The sequence below is a fragment of the Thiohalorhabdus denitrificans genome (assembly GCF_001399755.1).
GTDB classification, from domain to species: domain Bacteria; phylum Pseudomonadota; class Gammaproteobacteria; order Thiohalorhabdales; family Thiohalorhabdaceae; genus Thiohalorhabdus; species Thiohalorhabdus denitrificans.
Genome location: NZ_LJCP01000009.1, coordinates 130,827 through 152,130, shown reverse-complemented (window position 1 = coordinate 152,130; position 21,304 = coordinate 130,827). Strand labels below are relative to the sequence as shown.

General features: G+C 70.3%; 18 protein-coding genes. 14 read left to right on the top strand and 4 right to left on the bottom strand.

The annotated features are described in order from the left end of the window. The first annotated feature begins 1 nt into the window (after nt 1). The 11 genes from nuoC (at nt 2) to AN478_RS06810 (ending at nt 14,453) form a co-directional block, all read left to right on the top strand. Nucleotides 2-1,750: an NADH-quinone oxidoreductase subunit C/D gene (gene nuoC / locus AN478_RS06860; protein ID WP_054965876.1), complete on the top strand. Its 1,749-nt coding sequence runs from the start codon at nt 2-4 to the stop codon at nt 1,748-1,750. A 481-nt stretch (nt 1,751-2,231) separates the two neighbouring features. Next, nucleotides 2,232-2,696 carry an NADH-quinone oxidoreductase subunit NuoE gene (gene nuoE / locus AN478_RS06855; RefSeq protein WP_054965875.1) on the top strand — a complete coding sequence of 155 codons (465 nt, stop codon included), beginning with the start codon at nt 2,232-2,234 and terminating at the stop codon, nt 2,694-2,696. A gap of 280 nt (nt 2,697-2,976) precedes the next feature. Continuing rightward, nucleotides 2,977-4,242, top strand: a complete 1,266-nt coding sequence (gene nuoF, locus AN478_RS06850) for an NADH-quinone oxidoreductase subunit NuoF (RefSeq protein WP_054965874.1) — start codon at nt 2,977-2,979, stop codon at nt 4,240-4,242. Nucleotides 4,243-4,245: 3 nt separating this feature from the next. After that, on the top strand, nt 4,246-6,969 hold the full coding sequence (gene nuoG / locus AN478_RS06845) for an NADH-quinone oxidoreductase subunit NuoG (RefSeq protein ID WP_054965873.1): 2,724 nt from the start codon (nt 4,246-4,248) through the stop codon (nt 6,967-6,969). After that, nucleotides 6,966-7,934: an NADH-quinone oxidoreductase subunit NuoH gene (gene nuoH / locus AN478_RS06840; protein WP_054965872.1), complete on the top strand. Its 969-nt coding sequence runs from the start codon at nt 6,966-6,968 to the stop codon at nt 7,932-7,934. Before nuoG ends, nuoH begins: the two co-directional genes overlap by 4 nt. Before the next feature lie 182 nt (nt 7,935-8,116). Beyond that, entirely contained in the window at nt 8,117-8,632 is a 516-nt protein-coding gene (nuoI, locus tag AN478_RS06835) for an NADH-quinone oxidoreductase subunit NuoI (RefSeq protein ID WP_054965871.1), read from the top strand. A 237-nt stretch (nt 8,633-8,869) separates the two neighbouring features. After that, nucleotides 8,870-9,379, top strand: coding sequence for an NADH-quinone oxidoreductase subunit J (nuoJ, locus tag AN478_RS06830; protein WP_054965870.1), 510 nt, complete (start codon nt 8,870-8,872; stop codon nt 9,377-9,379). Then, a complete protein-coding gene (gene nuoK, locus AN478_RS06825; RefSeq protein ID WP_054965869.1) occupies nt 9,372-9,680 on the top strand; it encodes an NADH-quinone oxidoreductase subunit NuoK in 309 nt (102 codons plus the stop codon). The genes nuoJ and nuoK overlap by 8 nt, the downstream gene beginning before the upstream one ends. Further along, on the top strand, nt 9,677-11,530 hold the full coding sequence (nuoL, locus tag AN478_RS06820) for an NADH-quinone oxidoreductase subunit L (protein WP_054965868.1): 1,854 nt from the start codon (nt 9,677-9,679) through the stop codon (nt 11,528-11,530). The genes nuoK and nuoL overlap by 4 nt, the downstream gene beginning before the upstream one ends. Further along, on the top strand, nt 11,527-13,029 hold the full coding sequence (nuoM, locus tag AN478_RS06815) for an NADH-quinone oxidoreductase subunit M (RefSeq protein WP_054965867.1): 1,503 nt from the start codon (nt 11,527-11,529) through the stop codon (nt 13,027-13,029). Before nuoL ends, nuoM begins: the two co-directional genes overlap by 4 nt. Continuing rightward, on the top strand, nt 13,026-14,453 hold the full coding sequence (locus tag AN478_RS06810; protein ID WP_054965866.1) for an NADH-quinone oxidoreductase subunit N: 1,428 nt from the start codon (nt 13,026-13,028) through the stop codon (nt 14,451-14,453). Before nuoM ends, AN478_RS06810 begins: the two co-directional genes overlap by 4 nt. 155 nt (nt 14,454-14,608) lie before the next feature. On the opposite strand, the gene AN478_RS06805 is transcribed toward AN478_RS06810, so the two are convergent. Beyond that, nucleotides 14,609-16,561 (bottom strand): aconitate hydratase, encoded by a 1,953-nt coding sequence (locus AN478_RS06805; RefSeq protein WP_054965891.1) that lies wholly within the window; start codon nt 16,559-16,561, stop codon nt 14,609-14,611. A 376-nt stretch (nt 16,562-16,937) separates the two neighbouring features. Between AN478_RS06805 and AN478_RS06800 the strand changes: the two genes are divergently transcribed. Beyond that, nucleotides 16,938-17,237 (top strand): hypothetical protein, encoded by a 300-nt coding sequence (locus tag AN478_RS06800; protein ID WP_054965865.1) that lies wholly within the window; start codon nt 16,938-16,940, stop codon nt 17,235-17,237. 142 nt (nt 17,238-17,379) lie between these two features. Here the strand turns inward: AN478_RS06800 and tadA are convergent, their stop codons facing one another. Together tadA and trxC are read right to left on the bottom strand one after the other, a co-directional pair. Continuing rightward, a complete protein-coding gene (gene tadA / locus AN478_RS06795) occupies nt 17,380-17,847 on the bottom strand; it encodes a tRNA adenosine(34) deaminase TadA (RefSeq protein WP_082432922.1) in 468 nt (155 codons plus the stop codon). Next, entirely contained in the window at nt 17,847-18,284 is a 438-nt protein-coding gene (gene trxC / locus AN478_RS06790; protein ID WP_054965864.1) for a thioredoxin TrxC, read from the bottom strand. The genes tadA and trxC overlap by 1 nt, the downstream gene beginning before the upstream one ends. Before the next feature lie 135 nt (nt 18,285-18,419). Between trxC and hflD the strand changes: the two genes are divergently transcribed. Next, nucleotides 18,420-19,058, top strand: a complete 639-nt coding sequence (hflD, locus tag AN478_RS06785; protein ID WP_054965863.1) for a high frequency lysogenization protein HflD — start codon at nt 18,420-18,422, stop codon at nt 19,056-19,058. A gap of 107 nt (nt 19,059-19,165) precedes the next feature. After that, a complete protein-coding gene (gene hspQ / locus AN478_RS06780) occupies nt 19,166-19,483 on the top strand; it encodes a heat shock protein HspQ (RefSeq protein WP_054965862.1) in 318 nt (105 codons plus the stop codon). Between the two features lie 183 nt (nt 19,484-19,666). On the opposite strand, the gene guaA is transcribed toward hspQ, so the two are convergent. Continuing rightward, a complete protein-coding gene (gene guaA, locus AN478_RS06775) occupies nt 19,667-21,235 on the bottom strand; it encodes a glutamine-hydrolyzing GMP synthase (RefSeq protein WP_054965861.1) in 1,569 nt (522 codons plus the stop codon). Nucleotides 21,236-21,304 lie beyond the last annotated feature (69 nt).

Here is a 21,304-nt window from a genome sequence, read left to right as displayed (position 1 = left end):
CATGGGCGCCCTGGCCACGGTGGAGGAGGAACTGGACCGGGCCTACGGCCCCGAGGCCTTCACCGCCCAGCCCACGGCCGACGGGATCCCCACCCTCTGGCTCGACCGCCACCTCCTGCTGCCGGCCCTCGGCTTCCTTAAGCGGGAGGTCCCCGCCCCCTTCCTGATGCTCTACGACCTGACGGCCGTGGACGAACGCGAGCGCCACCGCCGGGAGGGGATGCCGGCCGCCGATTTCACCGTGGTCTACCACCTCCTCTCCCTGGACCGCAACGCCGATGTCCGCCTCAAGGTGGCCCTGGCCGAGCCGGACCTTACCGTACCCACCGCCACCGCCATCTGGCCCGCGGCCAACTGGTACGAGCGGGAGGTGTGGGACCTCTTCGGCATCCGCTTCGACGGCCACCCCCACCTGAGTCGGATCCTTCTGCCGCCCACTTGGCAGGGCCACCCCTTGCGCAAGGACCACCCGGCCCGGGCCACGGAGATGGGCCACTACCACCTGGACGACGAGGGCGAGGACTACGAGCAGGAGGCCATGCGCTTCCGCCCCGAAAACTGGGGCATGCAGCGCCGCCACGACGACACCGACTTCATGTTCCTCAACCTGGGCCCCAACCACCCCAGCGCCCACGGGGTGTTCCGGGTGGTGCTGCAGCTCGACGGCGAGGAGATCGTGGAGTCGGTACCGGATATCGGCTTCCACCACCGCGCCGCGGAGAAGATGGGGGAGCGCCAGAGCTGGCACACCTACATCCCCTACACCGACCGGGTGGACTACCTGGGCGGGGTGATGAACAACCTGCCCTACGTCATGGCCCTGGAGCAGCTGGCCGGCATCGAGGTGCCGGAGCGGGTCCAGGTGGTGCGGGTCATGCTCTGCGAGCTGTTCCGCATCTCCAGCCACCTGCTGTTCTATGGCACCTACGCCCAGGACATCGGCGAGATGTCGCCCATCTTCTACATGTTCTCCGACCGCCAGAAAATCTACGACATCATCGAGGCGGTGTGCGGCTTCCGCATGCACCCGGCCTGGTTCCGCATCGGCGGCTTGGCGGCCGACCTGCCCCGGGGCTGGGACGGACTGGTGCGGGACTTCCTGGACTACATGCCCGCCCGCCTCGACGAATACGACAAACTGGTGCTGGGCAACCGGACCATCCGCAGGCGCACCGAGGGCATCGGTGTCCTGTCCGCCGCGGAGGCCATCGATTGGGGGGTCACCGGTCCCAACCTGCGCGCCAGCGGCGTGGAGTGGGACTTCCGCAAGCAGCGGCCATACTCCGGCTACGACCAGTTCGAGTTCGATATCCCCACCGCGGAGGGCGGCGACAGTTTTGATCGCTGCGCGGTGCGGGTGGAGGAGATGCGCCAGAGCCTGCGCATCATCCGCCAATGCCTGGAAAACATGCCGCCCGGCCCGCACAAGGCCCACCACCCGCTCACCACCCCGCCGCCCAAGGACCGCGCCCTGCACGACATCGAGAGCCTCATCTCCCACTTCCTGGGCGTGAGCTGGGGGCCGGTGATGCCGGCCGGCGAGGTGGAGGTGCCCATCGAGGGCACCAAGGGGGCCTACAGCTACTACCTCACCAGCGACGGCGGAACGGCCAGCTACCGCACCCGCATCCGCACGCCCTCGTTCCCGCACCTGCAGGTGCTTCCGGAGCTGGCCCGGCACCACCTGGTGGCCGACATGATCGCCATCCTGGGCTCCATCGACTTCGTCATGGCGGACGTGGACCGATGAGCCGGATAAGCGGGAAACAGCCCCCTGTAGGAGCGGCCTCCCGGCCGCGACCCGCCAATGAAGGCACGGCGGCAGGAACAAACACGGCGCGCGGGACCGGGCCGGAGTCCCTGGTCAGAGCAGCATCCGAGCCGCGATTGATGCCCAGCCCCGGAAGGTCGCGGCCTGGAGGCCGCTCCTACAAGGCAAAACCGGGCAACTGTAGGAGCGACGGCCCCCGTCGCGACCAGTGCAAAGCCCCGGGTGGTCGCGGCCGGGACGGCCGCTCCTACCGGCCCCGGTATGCCGTCATAGTTGCGCTGTCTACGTCGCAAACAGCCAATGAGAGCACATCCGCAGGGATTGGGAAGGTGGCCGTAAACAGGGTGGAGTCCGTTGTAGGAGCGGCCGTCCCGGCCGCGATTGGAGCCAAAATTCGGCAGGTCGCGGCGGGGGCCGCCGCTCCTACACCGGGCCCGCCAATCTGGAAGGTATCGGCACCATGCTGAGCGAAGCGGAGCGCCAGGCTATCGCCGAGGAGCGCGAGCGCTGGGCCGACCCCCGCGCGGCGGGCGTGGAGGCCCTGAAGGCCGTGCAGGAGCACCAGGGCTGGGTGAGCGACGAGGCCCTGGCGGAGGCCGCCGAGGTGCTGGGCATGCCCGTGGCGGAGCTGGACGGCGTGGCCACCTTCTACAACCTCATCTTCCGCAAGCCGGTGGGCCGCCACGTGATCCTGGTCTGCGACAGCGTAAGCTGCTGGCTGGTGGGTCAGGAACCCCTCTACGCGGCTCTGCAGCAGCGCCTCGGCATCGCCCCCGGCCAAACCACCGAGGACGGCCGCTTCACCCTGCTGCCCGTCTGCTGCCTGGGCCGGTGCGAGCGGGCCCCGGCGCTGCTCATCGACGGCGAGCCGGTGGGGGATGTGAGCCCCGAAAGGCTGGACGACTTGCTGGAGCGGTATCCATGACCGGACAGCTTGCGGAACCCCCTGTGGGAGCGGTCCGAGACCGCGACTTGGCGAATGAGGCACATCGGTCGCGGCCACTGGCCGCTCCTACAGGTGTCCCTCGGCGGATGTCGGGCAAGGCACTGTGCACGAGAGGCGTCCCCGCCGCGACCGTGGAAGCATTTGTAGGAGCGGTCCATGACCGCGACTTGCCGAGCGGAACCACCCGCTGGTCGCGGTCACGGACCGCTCCCACAGGAGGCTCCGGTGGGACCTACAGCCACTCTTCGGGGGGTCGATGATGGAAACCCCGCTCACCGCCAACATCCGCCCGGACGGGAGGCTCGACCGGGCCGGCTACGAGGCCACGGGCGGCTACGGCGCCCTGCGAAAGGTGCTGGCGGACATGGCACCCGGCGAAGTGACCCAGATGGTAAAGGACTCCGGCCTCCGCGGCCGGGGCGGGGCGGGCTTCTCCACCGGCATGAAGTGGGGCTTCATCCCGCTCGACGACGAGCGGCCCACCTGCATCGTCGCCAACGCCGACGAGATGGAGCCGGGCACCTTCAAGGACCGCATCCTTCTGGAGGGCGATCCCCACCAGATGGTGGAAGCCATGGCGGTGAGCGGCTACGCCATCCAGGCCCGCTACGCCTTCATCTTCCTGCGGGAAGAGTACCGGCCCGCCGCCCGCGCCCTGGAGCGGGCCATCGGCGAGGCCTATGAGGCCGGCTACCTGGGCGAGGACATCCTGGGCAGCGGCTACCACCTGGACCTGCAGCTCCACACCAGCGCCGGGCGCTACATCTGCGGAGAGGAGACCGCCCTGCTCTCGGCCCTGGAAGGGCACCGCCCCCTGCCCCGCGCCAAGCCGCCGTTTCCCCAGCAAAGCGGCCTGTGGGGCCGGCCCACGGTGGTCAACAACGTGGAGACCCTGTGCAACGTGCCACACATCGTCAATCACGGCGCGGCGTGGTTCCAGGGCCTGTCCCGCACTGAGGACGCCGGCACCAAGCTCTACGGCGCTAGCGGCAAGGTGAACCGGCCCGGGGCCTGGGAGTTGCCCATGGGCACCACCGCCCGCGAGGTGGTCGAGGAGCACGCCGGCGGCATGCGCGCGGGCCACCGTCTGCGCGGGATGCTGCCGGGCGGCGCCTCCACGCCCTTCCTCACCGACGAGCACCTGGACCTGCCCCTGGACTTCGGCCACGTGGCCGAGGCGGGCAGCCGCCTGGGCACGGGGGCCATCGTCGCCCTGGACGAGCGCACCTGCCCGGTGGGCATGCTGGCCAACCTGGAGCGGTTCTTCGCCCGGGAATCCTGCGGCTGGTGCACCCCCTGCCGGGACGGCCTGCCCTGGACCGAGCGCATCCTGCGCGCCATCGACCGCGGCGAGGGGCGGGAAGGGGATCTGGACAACCTAGCGCTGCACTGCCGCCACCTGGGCCCGGGCCGCACCTTCTGCGCCCACGCGCCCGGCGCGGTGGGTCCCCTTGAGAGCGGGCTCAAGCATTTCCGGGAAGATTTCGAGCGCCACATCCGCGAGCGGCGGTGCCCCTGGGAGTAGGCCATGGCCAGCATCATCGTCGATGGCCGGACCTACCCGGCGAACCCGGAGCACAACCTGCTCCACACCTGCCTCTCCCTGGGGCTGGACCTGCCCTACTTCTGCTGGCACCCGGCCATGGGCTCGGTGGGCGCCTGCCGCCAGTGCGCAGTCAAGCAGTTCAAGGACGAGACCGACGACACCGGCCGCATCGTCATGGCCTGCATGACCGCCGCCGCCGACGGCACCCGCATCGCCATCGAGGACCCGGAGGCACGCGACTTCCGCGCCAGCGTCATCGAGTGGCTGATGATTAACCACCCCCACGACTGCCCCACCTGCGAGGAGGGCGGCGAGTGCCACCTCCAGGACATGACGCAGATGACCGGGCACACCTACCGGCGCTACCGCTTCGACAAGCGCACCTTCCGCAACCAGGACCTGGGGCCGTTCATCAACCACGAGATGAACCGCTGCATCACCTGCTACCGCTGCGTGCGCTTCTACCGCGACTACGCGGGCGGCGCCGACCTGGACGCCTTCGGCGCCCACGACCACGTCTACTTCGGCCGCCAGACCGACGGCACTCTGGAAAGCGAGTTCAGCGGCAACCTGGTGGAGGTCTGCCCCACCGGGGTGTTCACCGACCGCACCCTCTCCAAGCACTACATCCGCAAGTGGGACCTGCGCACCGCCCCCTCCGTCTGCGTGCACTGCGGCCTGGGCTGCAACACCGCCCCGGGCGAGCGCTACGACCGCCTGCGCCGCATCCAGAACCGCTACCACGACGAGATCAACGGCTACTTCCTGTGCGACCGGGGCCGCTTCGGCTACCAGTTCGTCAACAGCCCCCGCCGCATACTGGAGCCGGCCCGCCAGCATCGGCCTCGCGCCGCCGAGTCGCATGCGGATTCGGAGGAGGCCCTGGAGCTCCTCGACGAGGCCGCCGCCCGGCCCCACCGCACCATGGGCATCGGCTCGCCGCGTGCCTCGCTGGAGGTGAATTTCGCCCTGCGCCAGATGGTGGGGGCGGACAACTTCTCCCCGGGCATCGGCGCCGCCGAGGAAGCGCTGCTGAACGAGACAGTGGCGGTCCTCCGGCACACCCCCGCCCGCATCGCCAGTCTGGCGGAGGCCGAGGAAGCGGACGCGGTGCTGGTGCTGGGCGACAACATACCGGACACCGCGCCGCGCCTGGCCCTGGCCCTGCGCCAGGCCACCCGCCACCGGGCCCTGGCCCGGGCGGACCAGCTCGGCATCCCGCGCTGGCAGGACGCCGCGGTGCGCCAGGCCACCCCGGACGAGTGCAGCCCATTGACCCTGGCCACCCCGGGCGCCACGCGGCTGGATGACTGCGCCTCCCGCACCCTGCACCTGGCCCCCGACGACATCGCCCGCTTCGGCCGGGCGGTGGCCCAGGAACTGGATGGTGAGGCCCCGGCGGTGGCGGACCTGGACCCGCAGATGGCGGAGGCCGTGCGGGAGACGGCGGCCTGGCTGCGCGATGCCGAGCGGCCCCTGGTGGTTTCCGGCTACGGGGCGGGCAGCACGGCGGTGCTGCGGGCGGCGGCCAACGCGGCCCGGGCACTGCACCGGGCGGAGCGGCCCGCCCGCCTCCACCTCACGGTGCCGGAATGCAACAGCATGGGCGCCGCCCTGCTCGGTGGCCGGCCCCTGGAAGAGGCGCTGAACGCCATCCGCGCGGGCGAGGCCGACACCCTGGTGGTGGCGGAGAACGACCTGTTCATCCGGGCCGACTACGAGACCGTGTCCGGGGCCCTGGAGGCCGCCGAACGGATCGTGGTCCTCGACCACCTCCAACACGGCACCGCCGAGGCCGCGGACGCCCTCCTGCCAGCGGCCACCTTCGCCGAGGGCGACGGCACGCTGGTGAACAACGAGGGCCGCGCCCAGCGCTTCTTCCAGGTCCACACCTCCACCGCCGAGATCCAGGAGGCCTGGCGCTGGCTGCGCGAGGCCGGGCGCCGGGCGGGGCGGGACGACGAATTCGACTGGGACAACCTGGACGTGGTGACCCGGGCCTGCGCCGAGGCGGTGCCGGCGCTGGCGGCCATCCCCGAGGCCGCGCCGGGCTCCGACTACCGCCACAAGGGCCGGCGCCTGGCCCACCAGCCTTTCCGCTACAGCGGCCGCACCGCCATGCGCGCCCACAAGAGCGTCCACGAGCCCTCGCCCATCGCCGACCCCGACTCCCCGTTCAGCGATTCCATGGAAGGCCACTACGGCCACCAGCCGGGCTCCCTGCTGCACTTCGCCTGGACCCCGGGATGGAATTCGGTAGCGGCCCTGAACAAGTTCCAGGAGGAGGTGGGCGGCGCCCTGCAGGGCGGCCCCGCGGGGGTGCGCCTCCTGGACGGCGCGGGCCCCGGGGAGGGCGATTACTACGGGAATGCCCCGGAGGCCTTCGCGCCCCGGCCCGGGCAATGGCTGGTGGTCCCCGTGCACCACGTCTTCGGCAGCGAGGAGCTGAGCGCCCAGGGCCAGGCGATCTCCGAGCGCATGCCGGAGCCCTATCTGGCCGTGCACCCGGAAGACGCCGCGCAGGCCGGCCTGGACCTGTCCGGCGAGGCCTGGGGGCTCCTGGAGGTGGACGGGCAATCCTATTCCCTGCCCCTGCGCGGGGATCCGGCGCTCGCCCGCGGGCTGGCGGGCCTGCCGGTGGGCCTGCCCGGCATGTCCCCCGCGAGCCTGCCCGCCTGGGGCGTGCTGCGGGAGACCGGGCAATGATCGAGGTGCTGGCGGTGGCCATCGCCGTGGCGGCCACCGCCGCGGGACTGCTGGTGGTGGCCGCCCTGCTGATCTGGGTGGAGCGGCGGCTGCTGGGGCTGTGGCAGGACCGCTACGGCCCCAACCGGGTGGGCCCCTTCGGCGTTCTCCAAGCAGTGGCGGACATGGGCAAGATCCTCACCAAGGAGGACTGGGTGCCGCCCTTCGCCGACCGCCCGGTGTTCATCCTGGCGCCGGCCATCATTGCCGTCTCCATGCTCCTCGCCTTCGCCGTGGTGCCCGTGACCCCGGCCCTGGGGATCATCGACCTGAACATCGGCCTGCTCTACTTCCTGGGCATGAGCTCGGTGGCCGTGTACAGCGTCCTGCTCGGCGGCTGGGCCTCGAACAGCAAGTACGCCCTGCTGGGCGGCCTGCGCTCCGCCGCCCAGCTGGTGAGCTACGAGGTGTTCATGGGCCTGGCGGTGATGGGCGTGGTCATCCAGGCGGGCACCTTCGACCTGCGCGGCATCGTCCTGGCCCAGGAGGGGCTGTGGTTCGCCATCCCGCAGATCCTCGGCCTGGTCGTATTCCTGGTAGCCGGGCTGGCCGAGTCCCACCGCCTGCCCATGGACCTGCCGGAGGCGGAGAACGAGCTGGTGGCCGGCTACCACACCGAATACGCCGGCATGAAGTTCGGCATGTTCTTCGTCGGCGAGTACCTGGGCGTGTTCCTCATCGCCGCCATGATCACCACCCTGTTCCTGGGCGGCTGGCACGGCCCGCTGCTGCCGGCCATCGTCTGGTTCGTGCTGAAGACGGCGCTGATCGTGGTGCTGTTCATCCTGATCCGCGCCTCGCTGCCGCGGCCGCGCTACGACCAGCTCATGGCCTACGGCTGGAAGGTGATGCTGCCCATAGCGCTTTTGAACCTGGTGATTACGGGGGGATGGGTGCTGGCCTTGCAGCCGTCGGCTTCATTCTGAAAGGAAAGTCTTTAATGGCGCACCCACAGATGCCACAGACAAAACCTTTCCTGAACCACCGGCAACCCTCCCTGTGGGAGCGGTCCGCAACCGCGACTTGCTGGGCAAGACCGGACTGGTCGCGGTCACGGACCGCTCCTACAAGGGCCTTTCCGGTTGTTTGATCGTCAGTGGAGCGCGCCATGCTCACGGAGATCCGCAACCTCTGGTTGATTCTGCTGCATTCCTTCCGGCCGCGGGAGACGGTGCAGTATCCGGAGGAGAAGCCCTATCTGCCGCCGCGTACCCGCGGGCGCATTATTCTGAGCCGCGACCCCGACGGCGGCGAGCGCTGCGTGGCCTGCAACCTGTGCGCGGTGGCCTGCCCGGTGGACTGCATCGCCCTGGAGAAGACCGAGGACGAGACGGGGCGCTGGTACCCGGCCTGGTTCCGCATCAACTTCTCCCGCTGCATCTACTGCGGCTTCTGCGAGGAGGCCTGTCCCACCTACGCCATCCAGCTCATCCCCGACTTCGAGATGAGCGAGTACCGCAGACAGGAGATGGTGTACGAGAAGGAGGACCTGCTGATCGCCGGGCCCGGCAAGTACCCGGACTACAACTACTACCGGGTCGCCGGGATGAGTATCGGCGGCAAGGACAAGGGCGAGGCGGAGAACGAGGAGCCGCCCGCCGATCCGAGGGATTTGTTGCCGTGAGGGGGCTGGTAGGACGAATGGCCCCGTTCCTGGTGGTCGCGACGGGGGCCGTCGCTCCTACGGGCACCTCGGAGAGGAGGGCACCTGTAGGAGCGGTCTACAGGCCGCGACGCGGGGGTTTCCCGCCGCACAGGCGGAAAGCCCCGCCCGAACCCCCGGGCCAACCCGGTCGCGAGCTGGAGCTCGCTCCTACAGGGGCCCGGGACTCCGCAAAGATAATTTCAGGAGCCGAACATCATGGAGGCCACCTTCTACCTCTCCGCCCTGATCGCCCTGGCCGCCACCCTGCGGGTGGTGACGGCGGCCAATGCGGTGCACGCCCTGCTCTACCTGGTGGTCTCCCTGCTGGCCGTGGCCCTGGTGTTCTTCGTGCTGGGCGCGCCCTTCGCCGCCGCCCTGGAGGTGATCATCTACGCCGGGGCCATCGTGGTGCTGTTCGTGTTCGTGGTGATGATGCTGAACCTGGGCGAGGAGGCGGAGCAGCAGGAGCGCAGCTGGCTCCGGCCCGGCATCTGGTGGGGGCCGGGGCTCCTGGCGGCCCTGCTGTTCATCGAGCTGGTCCTGCTCCTCACCGGCGCGGTGCACAGCACCGGCGGCGCCATGGTGGCCCCCAAGGCGGTGGGCATCGCCCTGTACGGGCCCTACCTGCTCGCGGTGGAGCTGGGGGCGTTCCTGTTACTGGGCGGTCTGGTGGGCGCCTACCACCTGGGCCGCCAGGAGGCCCTGGAGGGGGACGAGGATGGCTGAGATACCCATGCACCACGGCCTGATCCTGGCCGGGGCCCTGTTCGCCCTGGGCCTGCTCGGGGTGCTGGTGCGGCGCAACGCGCTGTTCATGCTCATCAGCCTGGAGGTCATGCTCAACGCAGCGGGCCTGGCCTTCGTGGTGGCGGGGGCGCGCTGGTCGGAGCCGGACGGCCAGGTGATGTTCATCCTCATCCTCGCCCTGGCCGCGGCGGAGGTGGCGGTGGGCCTCGCCCTGGTGCTGCAGCTCTTCCACCGCCTGGGCACCCTGGATTCCGACGCCGCCAGCAGGATGCGGGGATGATCGCCGCGCTGCTGCCCTGGATCCCCGCCCTGCCCCTGGCCGGGTTCGTGGTCCTAGCCCTGCTGGGCGGGCAGTTGGGCCGGGGCGGCATCGCCACCGTGGGGGTGGGCTCGGTGGCCGCCTCCTTCGCCCTGGCGCTGGTGGTGGGCGCCGAGTTCCTCGGCGCGCCGCCGCCGGGGGACGCCGTCACCGCCACCGCCTGGCTGTGGATGGCCGTGGGGGACCTGCAGCCGGCGATCGCCTTCTACCTCGATCCCCTGGCCCTGGTCATGACCCTGGTGGTGACCGGGGTGGGCATGCTCATCCACCTCTACTCCGCCGAGTACATGGCGGAGGATCCCGGCTACCGGCGCTACTTCGCCTACCTGAACCTGTTCGTGGCGGCCATGCTCACCCTGGTCCTGGCCGACAACCTGCTCCTGCTCTACCTGGGCTGGGAGGGAGTGGGGGTGTGCAGCTACCTGCTCATCGGCTTCTGGTACACGGAGCCCGAGAACGGCCGCGCCGCGCGCAAGGCCTTCGTCATCACCCGCGTGGGGGACGTGGCCCTGCTGGTGGGCCTGCTCCTGCTGCTCGACCGGCTCGGCACCCTGCAGATCCAGCCGCTGCTTGCCGCGGCGGAGGCGAACTGGGCAGCCGGCTCCGCAGTGGCGGTGGCGGCCGCCGCGCTGCTGCTGGGCGGGGCGGTGGGCAAATCCGCCCAGCTGCCGCTGCAGAGCTGGCTGCCCGACGCCATGGCCGGCCCCACGCCGGTGAGTGCGCTGATCCACGCCGCCACCATGGTCACCGCCGGGGTCTACCTGATCGCCCGGACCCATCCCCTGTTCGTGCTCGCGCCGCCGGTCATGGAGGCCGTGGCGGCGGTGGGCGCCGCCACCCTGCTGCTCGCCGCCCTGAGCGCACTGGTGCAGCGCGACCTCAAGCGCATCCTCGCCTACTCCACCATCAGCCAGATCGGCTACATGTTCCTGGCCCTGGGGGTGGGGGCCTGGTCGGCGGCCATCTTCCACTTCATGACCCATGCCTTCTTCAAGGCGCTGCTGTTCCTCACCGCCGGCGCCGTCATCGCCGCCATGCACCACGAGCACGACATCTTCCGCATGGGCGGGCTGTGGCGGCGGATGCCGGTCACCTTTGCCGGCTTCCTGGCGGGGGCCGCCGCCCTGGCCGCCTTTCCGGCGGTGACGGCCGGATTCTTCAGCAAGGACCTGATCCTCGCCGAGACCTGGGCGGCGAGCCCCGCCTTGTGGCTGGCGGGGTGGCTCGGCGCCTGGCTCACCGCCTTCTACATCTTCCGAGCGGTGTTCGTGGTCTTCTTCGGGCCCGAGCGCACCGCGCCCGCCTACCGGCCCGGCCTGGCCATGGCCGTGCCGGTGGGGATTCTAGCCGTCCTGTCCATCGCCGGCGGCTGGATGGACCCCGCGGGCTTCCTGGCGCCCACGTGGACCTCCTCGGCTCCCCACCCCGGGTCCACTACCGTGTGGATCCTGATGGGCCTGGGCGCCCTGGCCTCCATCGGCGGCATACTTCTCGCCTATGGGGCCTATCTCCGGGCACCGGAGCTGGTGGCCCCGGTGCAGCGCAGCCTGACGGCCCGGCGCCTGCGCGATCTCTGGCTCGCGGGCTGGGGCTTCGACGGCCTGTACGGCGTCCTGTTCGTCCGACCAATCTACGCCCTGGCCCGGTTCAATCGGCATGACGTGGTGGACCGGGGCGTGGACGCCCTGGTGGCGGGCAGCCGCGCCCTGCACGGACTCCTGAGCCGCACCCAGACCGGCAACCTGCGCTGGTACGCCGCCGGCATCGCCGCGGGCCTGGTGGTGGTGCTGGCGGTAGGCGGGTTCGGCTGATGCTGGCCCTCCTGATTGGCCTTCCCCTGCTCGGCGGCCTGCTGACCTGGTGGCTGGAAGGCGCGGATCGGGCCGTGCGCTGGGTGGCCCTGGGCACCCTGGCCCTCACCCTGGTGCTGCTGGCGGTACTCTGGGGGGGACAATCCACCGCCTTCCCGCCCACCGGGGCCTGGCTGGCGGAGCTGGACCGGGCCTGGATCCCGCGCTTCGGCATCCGCTTCCACCTGGGGCTGGACGGCCTGAGCCTGGTGCTCATCGCCCTGACCCTGGTGCTCGGTCTGGTAGGAGTGGTGGCCTCCTGGACGGAGATCCGCGAGCGGGTAGGCTTTTTCCACTTCCACCTGCTGTGGACGGTGGCCGGGGTGGTGGGGGTCTTCCTGGCCCTGGACCTGTTCCTGTTCTTCTTCCTCTGGGAGGTGATGCTGGTCCCCATGTACTTCGTGATCGCCCTGTGGGGCCACGAGGACCGGGGCCCCGCCGCGGTGAAGTTCTTCATCTTTACCCAGGGCAGCGGCCTGCTTCTGCTGCTGGGCATCCTGGCGCTGGTCTTCCTCCACCACGATGCCACCGGCACCTGGACCTTCGACTACTTGGCCCTGCGCGACACGACCCTGGATCCGGGCATCGCCTTCTGGGCCATGCTGGGCCTGTTCCTCGCCTTCGCCGTGAAGCTGCCCGTGGTGCCCGTGCACACCTGGCTGCCCGACGCCCACACCCAGGCCCCCACCGCCGGCAGCGTGCTACTGGCGGGCATCCTGCTGAAGACCGGTGCCTACGGCCTGCTGCGCTTCGCCATCCCGCTGTTCCCGGAGGCCTCCCTGGCCTTCGCCCCGGTGGCGCTCGGCCTGGGGGTGGCGAGCATCCTCTACGGCGCGGTGCAGGCCTTCGCCCAGGACGACGTCAAGCGCCTGGTGGCCTACTCCAGCATCAGCCACATGGGCTTCGTGCTGGTGGGGCTGTACGCCTGGAACACCTGGGCGTTGCAGGGGGTGGTCATGCAGATGGTGGCGCACGGGCTGAGCACCGGGGCTCTGTTCCTGGTGGCCGGGCTCCTGCAGGAGCGGCTGCACACCCGCAGCATGGAGCGCATGGGCGGCCTCTGGGGCTCCGTGCCCCGGCTGTCCGCCTTCACCCTGCTGTTCGTGGTGGCCTCTCTGGGCCTGCCCGGGCTGGCCAATTTCGTCGGCGAGCTCCTGGTGCTGCTGGGCGCCTTCGGCGCCTATCCCGTCTTCACCGTGCTGGCCGCCCTGGGCCTGGTGGGCTCCCTGCTCTACACCCTGATCCTGGTGCAGAAGGCGCTCCACGGCCCGCCCGGCCCGCTGCGGCCCGGCGCCGACCTAACCGTCCGCGAGACCTGCACCCTGGCGGTCCTGGCGGCGGGGCTGGTGTGGCTGGGCCTGGCCCCGCAGCCGGTCTTCGACCTCGCCGGACCGGCCCTGGCCTCCTTGCAGCAGGGGACCGGCACGGGGGCCACCCTGAACCTGGGGGCGGCGCCGTGAGCGGTACGGACCTGCTGTTGCTGCTGCCCTGGCTGGTGCTGGCCGGAGGCTGCCTGATGGCGATGGTGCTCGCCGCTTTCGCCCGCAGCCACGCCCTGGCCGCCTGGTCCGCGTTGGGGACCCTGCTCCTCGCCCTGGCGGTGCTGCCCCTGGCGGCCATGCCGGAACCGGGCGCGGTCACCCCCCTCCTGCGGGTGGACGGCTTCGCCCTGTTCTTCACCGGGCTGATCCTGGCCGCGGCCCTGGTTACCGGGATCCTGGCCTACCTGGACCTGCGCGACCGCCCCCAGCCCCCCGAGGAGCTTTACCTGCTCCTGCTCCTGAGCACCCTGGGCGGAACCGCCCTCACCGCCAGCACCCACTTCGCCAGCTTCTTCCTGGCCCTGGAGCTGCTGTCGGTGCCCCTGTTCGCCTTGATCGCCTACCCCACGGGGCAGCCCCGGGCCATCGAGGCCGCCTTCAAGTACCTGGTGCTGTCGGGCGCCTCCTCGGCGGTGCTGCTGTTCGGCATGGCCCTGCTGTATGCCGACACCGGGGCGCTGGGCTTCGCCAGCCTGGCCATCCTCGCCCGGGAGGCGGAGGAGTACGGCCTCTACTGGGGGGCGGGCGCCGCGCTGGTGGTCGCCGGTGTGGCCTTCAAGCTGTCCCTGGTGCCCTTCCACCTGTGGACCCCGGACGTCTACCAGGGGGCGCCGGCCCCGGTGGCGGGCTTCGTGGCCACCGTCTCCAAGGGGGCGGTGTTCGCCGTGCTGCTGCGCTACGGGGTGGCCACCGGGGTCTTCCAGGCGCAGGGGCCCTGGATGGCAGCGGCCCTGCTGGCCATCGTCTCCATGCTGGCCGGCAACCTGCTGGCCCTGCTCCAGGACAACGTGCGCCGCCTGCTGGCCTATTCCTCCATCGCCCACCTCGGCTACCTGCTGGTGGCCCTGCTGGCGGGTACCCACCTGGGCGTGGAGGCCACCGCCTACTACCTGGCCGCCTACTTCGTCACCATGCTCGGGGCCTTCGGCGCCGTGGGCGCGGCGGGCGTGGGAGGGCGGGCATTGGAGACCTTCGACGACTTCCGCGGCCTGTTCCGGCATCGACCCGGCCTGGCCCTTGCCTTCACCCTCATGCTGCTCTCCCTGGCCGGGATCCCGCTGACCATGGGCTTCATCGGCAAATTCTACCTGTTCGTTGCCGGGGTGGGCGCCGCGCTGTGGAGCCTGCTCGCCGCCCTGGTGGTGGGCAGCGCCATCGGGCTGTTCTACTACCTGCGGCTGGTACGGGTGCTGTTCCTGGAGCCCGCGGAGGCGGCCCGCCCCGTGTCCGCGGGAAGCCGGGCGGGTGGGATGGTGGTCGCAGTGCTGGCGGTTCTGCTCGTACTCCTGGGCGTCTACCCGTCCCCCCTGATCGCCCTTATCGGGGACACCGCCGCCGGATGAAGTGACTCTTCTCCCGATCTTGCCCCTGGCGGTTCCGGGGTCGCGGTCACTGACCGCTCCCCCAGGGAGCGATCGAAGCCAACGGCCCTGTTGTGGGAGCGGCTATCAGCCGCGACGAGCCGTAGCCGTGGGCCCCTAAGCGGGTGCCGGCACCTTCATCCCCGCCCCGGCTCTCCCTCCCGCACCAGGTTGATCAGGCTGCCCTGCTGGATCATGTCCGCCTGGCGCGGGCTGAGGTCGTGGCGTAGGCGGTAGGACTCGTCCCGGGTGCGGTTCACCAGACCCACCGCCTCACCGCCCCCCAGGGCCTCGGGGGCCTCCTGCAGGCGCAGGAGGTCCCCCTGCCGGATCCGGTCGTAGTTCGCGGGGTCGGTGAAGACCAGCGGGAGGATGCCGAAATTGGCCAGGTTCTCCTCGTGGATGCGGGCGAAGCTCTTGGCCACCACCGCCCGCAGACCGAGGTAGCGCGGGGCCAGGGCGGCGTGCTCGCGGCTGGAGCCCTGGCCGTAGTTCTCCCCGGCCACCAGGAAGTGGGGATGCCCTTCCTGGCGGAAGCCAAAGGCCCGGTCCGGGTACCCCGGATCCGTGTACCGGAAGACGAAGCTGCTGATGGCGGGGATGTTGCTCCGGTACGGCAGCACCTCGGTGCCGGCGGGCAGGATCTCGTCGGTGGAGATGTTATCCCCCACCTTGAGCAGCACCGGTCCCTCCAGGGGATCCGGGAGCGGCTCCAGCTCCGGCAGAGAGGCGATGTTGGGGCCCTTTACCAGCGGAAAGGGCGCCGTCTGCTCGGGCGGGGCCTCCAGCATGGAGGTGTTTAGGATGAGGCCCTCCGGCTCCCGGAAAGGCGGATAGGTGGCGTTCAGCTCCCGGGGGTCGGTGATGCGCCCGGTGAGCGCCGAGGCCGTGGCGGTCTCCGGGCTGCACAGGTAGACGCGGTCGTCGGCGGTTCCGGAGCGGCCGGGGAAGTTGCGCGGCACCGTGCGCAGGCTGATGCCCCGGGTGGAGGGCGCCTGACCCATGCCGATGCAGCCGTTGCAGCCCGGCTGATGGATGCGCCCGCCGGCGTGCAAGAGCTTGCCAAGCAGGCCCATGGCCATGAGGTTCTCGGTGATCTGTCGGGAGGTGGGGTTGATGTCGAAGGACACCCCCGGATCCACGTGCCGGCCGTCCACCATCAGGGCCGGCACGGCGAAATCGCGCAGGCCAGGGTTGGCGGAGGAGCCGATCATGGCCTGGTAGATGGGCGCCCCGGCCACTTCCGCCACCCGCACCACGTTGCCGGGACTGCTCGGATAGGCGATCAGGGGCTCGAGCCCGCCGAGGTCGATCACCTCCTCCTCGTCGTAGGTGCAGTCCGGATCCGGCTGCAGTTCCCGGAAGTCCGCCGAGCGGCCCTGGCTGTGCAGGAAGGCGCGCACGGCCTCGTCGGCGGGGAAGACGGTGGTGGTGGCGCCGAGCTCGGTGCCCATGTTGGCGATGACGTGGCGGTCCATGGCGGAAAGGCCGGCCAGACCGGGCCCGTGGTACTCGAAGATCCGGCCCCGGCCACCCCGCACCCCCCACCGGCGCAGCATCTCCAAGACCACGTCCTTGGCGCTCACCCAATCGGGCAGCACCCCCTCTAGGCGCACGCCCACCACCTTGGGCATGCGGGTGTAGTAGGGACGCCCGGCCATGGCCAGGGCAACCTCCAGGCCGCCGGCGCCCATGGCCAGCATGCCCATGGAGCCGGCGGCGGGCGTGTGGCTGTCGGAGCCCAGCAGGCTCTTGCCCGGCGCGCCGAAGCGCTCCATGTGCACTGGGTGGCTGACGCCGTTTCCGGGCGGGCTGAACCAAGCGCCGAAACGGTTGCAGGCGCTGCGCAGGAAGCGATGATCGTCGGGATTCCGGTAGTCGGTCTGCAGGAGGTTGTGGTCCACGTACTGGGCCGACAGCTCCGTGCGAGCCCGGTCGAGCTCCATGGCCTCCAGCTCCAGCATGACCAGGGTCCCGGTGGCGTCCTGCGTGAGGGTCTGGTCGACGGCGAGGCCGATCTCCTCGCCGGGGTTCATGGTGCCGTCCACCAGGTGGTCGGCGATCAGCTTCCGGGCGAGGTTGCTTCCCATGATGCTTCTCCACTCCGGCCCCGGGAGGCCGTTCAAGGCGCTTTCCCGTTAGACCGGGCCAGGCCGGGAATTGCACATCATGGAAACAACCGAAGGCGTGCGGGAGAACCGCTAGCGTCCCGTCCCGGAAACGGGCGGAGGGGATTCCCGGGCAATAAGCGCAAGCCGGCATCTCATGTGGGAGCGGTCAGTGACCGCGACGGAACAGCCCATTGCAGCACGTCGGGGCTGGTACCTGCTCCCACACGGCACCCGGGGACACCGTTCCATCAGGCGAGGGTGGCGGACCCTGGGCCTGGCCCACCAAACCCCGTATCCTTGTTCCCCTTTGGTCGGGCTCCCGCGGGGGAGTCCCTGGCGCGGGGAGGAGTGCGGCATGGCCCATGACGCTGGATATCTGCTGGGGATGGCGATCGGCTTCGCGGTGGTCCCCTACTTCGTCCTGTACCTGGTGTACCTGCTGGTCACCCGCCGCATGATCCGCATTCCCCTTCTGCTGGGCGGCTTGGTGGCGGCGGCGGGCCTGACCTTCCTGCTCTTCCTGGCCGCGGGGGCGTGGCTCGGGGAGGATCTGGCCAAGACCCCCGTGCCCATGTTCGGCGGGGTCATCATCGCGGGCGCGGTCATCAGCCTACTCGGGCGGTGGAAGGGGCTCCCCACCCAGCACGGGGAGTAAAGCCATGGATCGAGGCCGCCTGCAGAGCGGACCGTAACCGTCCGCCGGTAGGAGCCCACTTCAGTGGGCGACCCGTTAAATGCAGCAATCCGGGCCCGGATGGAATCGCGCACTGAAGTGCGCTCCTACCGGGAAGCCACTTCTAGGAGCCTTCCCGCCGCGCCCGGAAGAAATCCCGTAGCAGTCCGCCGCACTCCTCCTCCAGCACGCCGCCGGATACCTCCGGACGGTGGTTTAGCCCCGGCAGCGCGAAGCCGTCCACCACGCTTCCGGCGGCCCCGCTCTTGGGATCGAAGGCGCCGAACACCACCCGCGCCACACGGGCGTGGACCAGGGCGCCCACGCACATCAGGCACGGCTCCAGGGTCACGTAGAGGGTGGCGCCGGGCAGGCGGTAGTTATCCGTCGCCGCTCCCGCCGCACGAAGGGCGCGGGTCTCGGCGTGGCCGGTGGGGTCCCGGCTGCCCACCGGGGCGTTGCCGGCGGCCGCCAGAAGCTCCCCGTCGCGGACCACCACCGCCCCCACCGGCACCTCGCCCTGCGCCCCGGCGGCGCGCGCCTCCTCCAGGGACCGCGCCATCCACCCCGCATCGTCGGTCGGTACGGTCACTAGGCCACCCGCTCCCGGATCCAGGGCTCGAACTGGTTGGCCTGCATGGCCCCCGACACCCGGTCCACCTCCTTGCCGCCGCGGAACAGGATGATGGTGGGGATGCTGCGGATGCCGAAGCGTGCGGCGGTCTGCTGGCTCCGCTCCGTGTCCACCTTGACCACCCGCACGTCGGGGCGCAGGTTGCGCGCCGCCGCGTCCACCACCGGGGCCATGGTCTGGCAGGGCTGGCACCAGCCGGCCCAGAAGTCCGCCACCACCGGCAGATCGCAGCGCTCCACCTGCTGGTGGAAGGTGGCGTCGGTCACCTCCACCGGTTTGTCGGGAACCAGGGCGGCCTTGCAGCGGCCGCACACCGGGCCCTGACCCAGGCGGTCGGCGGGTATCCGGTTCACGGCGCCGCATTGCGGGCAGGGGATGTGCAGGGAATCGGCCATGCGGGTCTCCTTTGGGGGAATTCTGCCTTCCTGATCCCGTATTTGGGGACGGTCCCCACGGATTCAAAGCCCTCATTCTCTTTGCCCACCAACCTCGGGTAGACTACGCACGGCGAGCAACGGGGAGCGACGCAGGTGGAAGATCGGCAGACCAATCAGGCCCTGGCCCTGGCCGGCGTGTTTCAGGCGGCTGCCCTGGTGCGGGAGATCGCCCGCGAGGGGGGACTGGTTCACACCCACGCGGCCGAGGCCAACGTTGCCAGCGTGTTCGCCACCGACCCGGAATCGGTGGAGGCGGTGTTCGGCGACGTGCTGGGCGTGCGTCTGGGCCTGGAAGCGATGCGCGACCAATTGCGGGCGGAGAACAAGCAGGGCCAGGACATGGAGATCGCCCGCTACGTCATCGGCATGACCGTACTCGAGCGCAAGCTCGCGCGGAAGCGCGGCGCCCTGGAGGCCCTGGGGGCGGACATCGAGGAGGCCCGGCGCACCTACGAGCACTTCGGCGCGGGCCACGCCAACGTCCACGGCCGCCTGGCCGACCTCTACGCCGAGCACATCAGCACCCTCGGCCCCCGGATCGTGGTGCGCGGTGACGAGCAGGTGCTGCGCGAGCCCGGCAACGTGGCCCGGGTGCGGGCGCTGCTTCTGGCCGGGATCCGCGCCGCGGTGCTGTGGCGGCAGCTTGGCGGGCGCCGCTGGCAGATGGTGCTGGCCCGGGGCCGCTACCTGCGTGCCGCCGAGGGCCTGCTGGACACCATCCCCGCCGCCTGAGTCCGGAGCGGTGCTCGCCGGCCCCGCCGGGAAATTCGGACCCCCCTCTTGAAATGCCGATTTGCGCCCCCAAATGGGTAGGGAAACGTCCCTAGAAGGATCTACCCATGATCGGGCAAGCAGCCAAGTTCTCCCTCGGCCAGATCGTCTGGAACCAGGGCACGCAATACCGGGGCGTCATCGTCGATGTGGACCCGGAATTCCAGGGCGCGGAGGATTGGCTGGAAGGCCTGGAGGACACCGAGCCCCAGCGCCACCAGCCCTGGTACAGCCTGTTGGTGGACGATACCGAGCAGATGGCCTACGTGCCGGAACAGAGCCTGGTCCACGACAACTCCGAGGTCCCGGTGAATAACCCGGCCATGGATTACTTCGTCGGCGAGATGGAGAACGGACGCTACACCGTGCAGCAGACCCTGAACTAGCACCGCTCCAATGGATCTTTCGAAAGGTTGCCCCTTAGCCGGGGCCCCTTTGTGGGAGCGGCCATCGGCCGCGACCGGGTGAGGCTCCCACTCTCTGTCGCGGCGAATATCCGCTCCCGCTAGCCTCTTTTCCCAATCTTCCGCAAAAAAGCCCCGCCGGTCAGCGGGGCTTTTTGCGTTGGATCACTCCCACTCGATGGTCCCCGGCGGCTTGGACGAGACGTCGTAGACCACCCGGTTGATGCCGGGCACCTCGTTGATGATGCGGTTGGCGATGCGACCGAGCAGCTCGTAGGGCAGCTGCACCCAGTCCGCGGTCATGCCGTCGGTGGACTCCACCGCCCGCAGGCACACGGCGTTCTCGTAGGTACGCTGGTCGCCCATCACTCCCACGCTCTTCACCGGAAGCAGCACGGCGAAGCTCTGCCAGATGCGCTCGTAGAGGCCGGCCTCCTTCACCTCCTCCAGGACGATGGCGTCGGCCTCGCGCAGGGGCGCCAGCTTGTCCCGCTCCACGGCGCCCAGGCAGCGGATGGCCAGGCCCGGCCCCGGGAAGGGCTGGCGGTTGACCATCTCCTCCGGCATGCCGAGCTCGCGGCCCAGCTCGCGGACCTCGTCCTTGAACAGCTCGCGCAGCGGCTCCACCAGCTCCAGCTGCATGCGCTCCGGCAGACCGCCCACGTTGTGGTGGGACTTGATGGTGGCGCTGGGCCCGCCCTTGGGGGAGACGGACTCGATCACGTCCGGATACAGGGTGCCCTGGGCGAGGAAGTCGGCGCCGCCGAGCTTGGCCTGCTCCTCCTCGAACACCTCGATGAAGGTGTTGCCGATGATCTTGCGCTTCTCCTCCGGATCCTCGACGCCCTCCAGGCGGTCAAGGAAACGGTCGGAGGCGTCCACGTAGTGCAGCGGGATCTCGTACCACTCGCGGAACACCCGCTGCACCCGCTCCGCCTCGCCCTTCCGCAGCAGACCGTTGTTGACGAAGATGCAGGTGAGCTGGTCGCCGATGGCGCGATGGATGAGCACCGAGGCCACCGCCGAGTCCACACCGCCGGACAGGGCGGAGATCACCTTGCCCGCCCCCACCTGCTCCCGGATGCGCTCCGCCTCCAGCTCGATGAAGGAGCCCATGGTCCACTGGCCGTGGCAGCCGCACACGCCGCGCACGAAGCCCTCCAGCACCTCCGCCCCGCGCGGGGTGTGCACCACCTCGGGGTGGAACTGCAGGGCGTACAGGTCGCGCTCCGGATTGCCGATGGCGGCGTAGGGCGAGTTGTCCGTGTGGCCGATGCTGCGGAAGCCCGCCGGCAGCTGCACGATCCGGTCGCCGTGGCTCATCCACACCTCGGTGTCCTCCCCGGGCGCGAAGCCGGAGAGGGGCCCCATGGCCTCGTCCACGTGCAGCAGGGCCCGGCCGTACTCGCGCTCGGCGGCCTCCTCCACCCGGCCGCCCAGCAGGTGGGTCATGAGCTGCATGCCGTAGCAGATCCCCAGCACCGGCACGCCCAGCTCGAAGATCCCGGCGTCCACCATGGGGGAGTCGGAATCCAGAACGGACTCCGGCCCGCCGGAGAGGATGATCCCCGCGGGGGCGAAGGCGCGGACGGCCTCGAGGCCCTCGTTGAAAGGATGGATCTCGCAGTAGACCCGACTCTCGCGCACCCGGCGGGCGATGAGCTGGGTGTACTGGCTGCCGAAGTCCAGGACGAGGATGCGTTCCTGGTGGAGGGTGTCGGTGGTCTCGGTCATGGGCGGAAAGCTCGATTTCCTGCAGGCGAGGAGTTGTAGGAGCCCGGCTTCGCCGGGCGATCCGGAGGA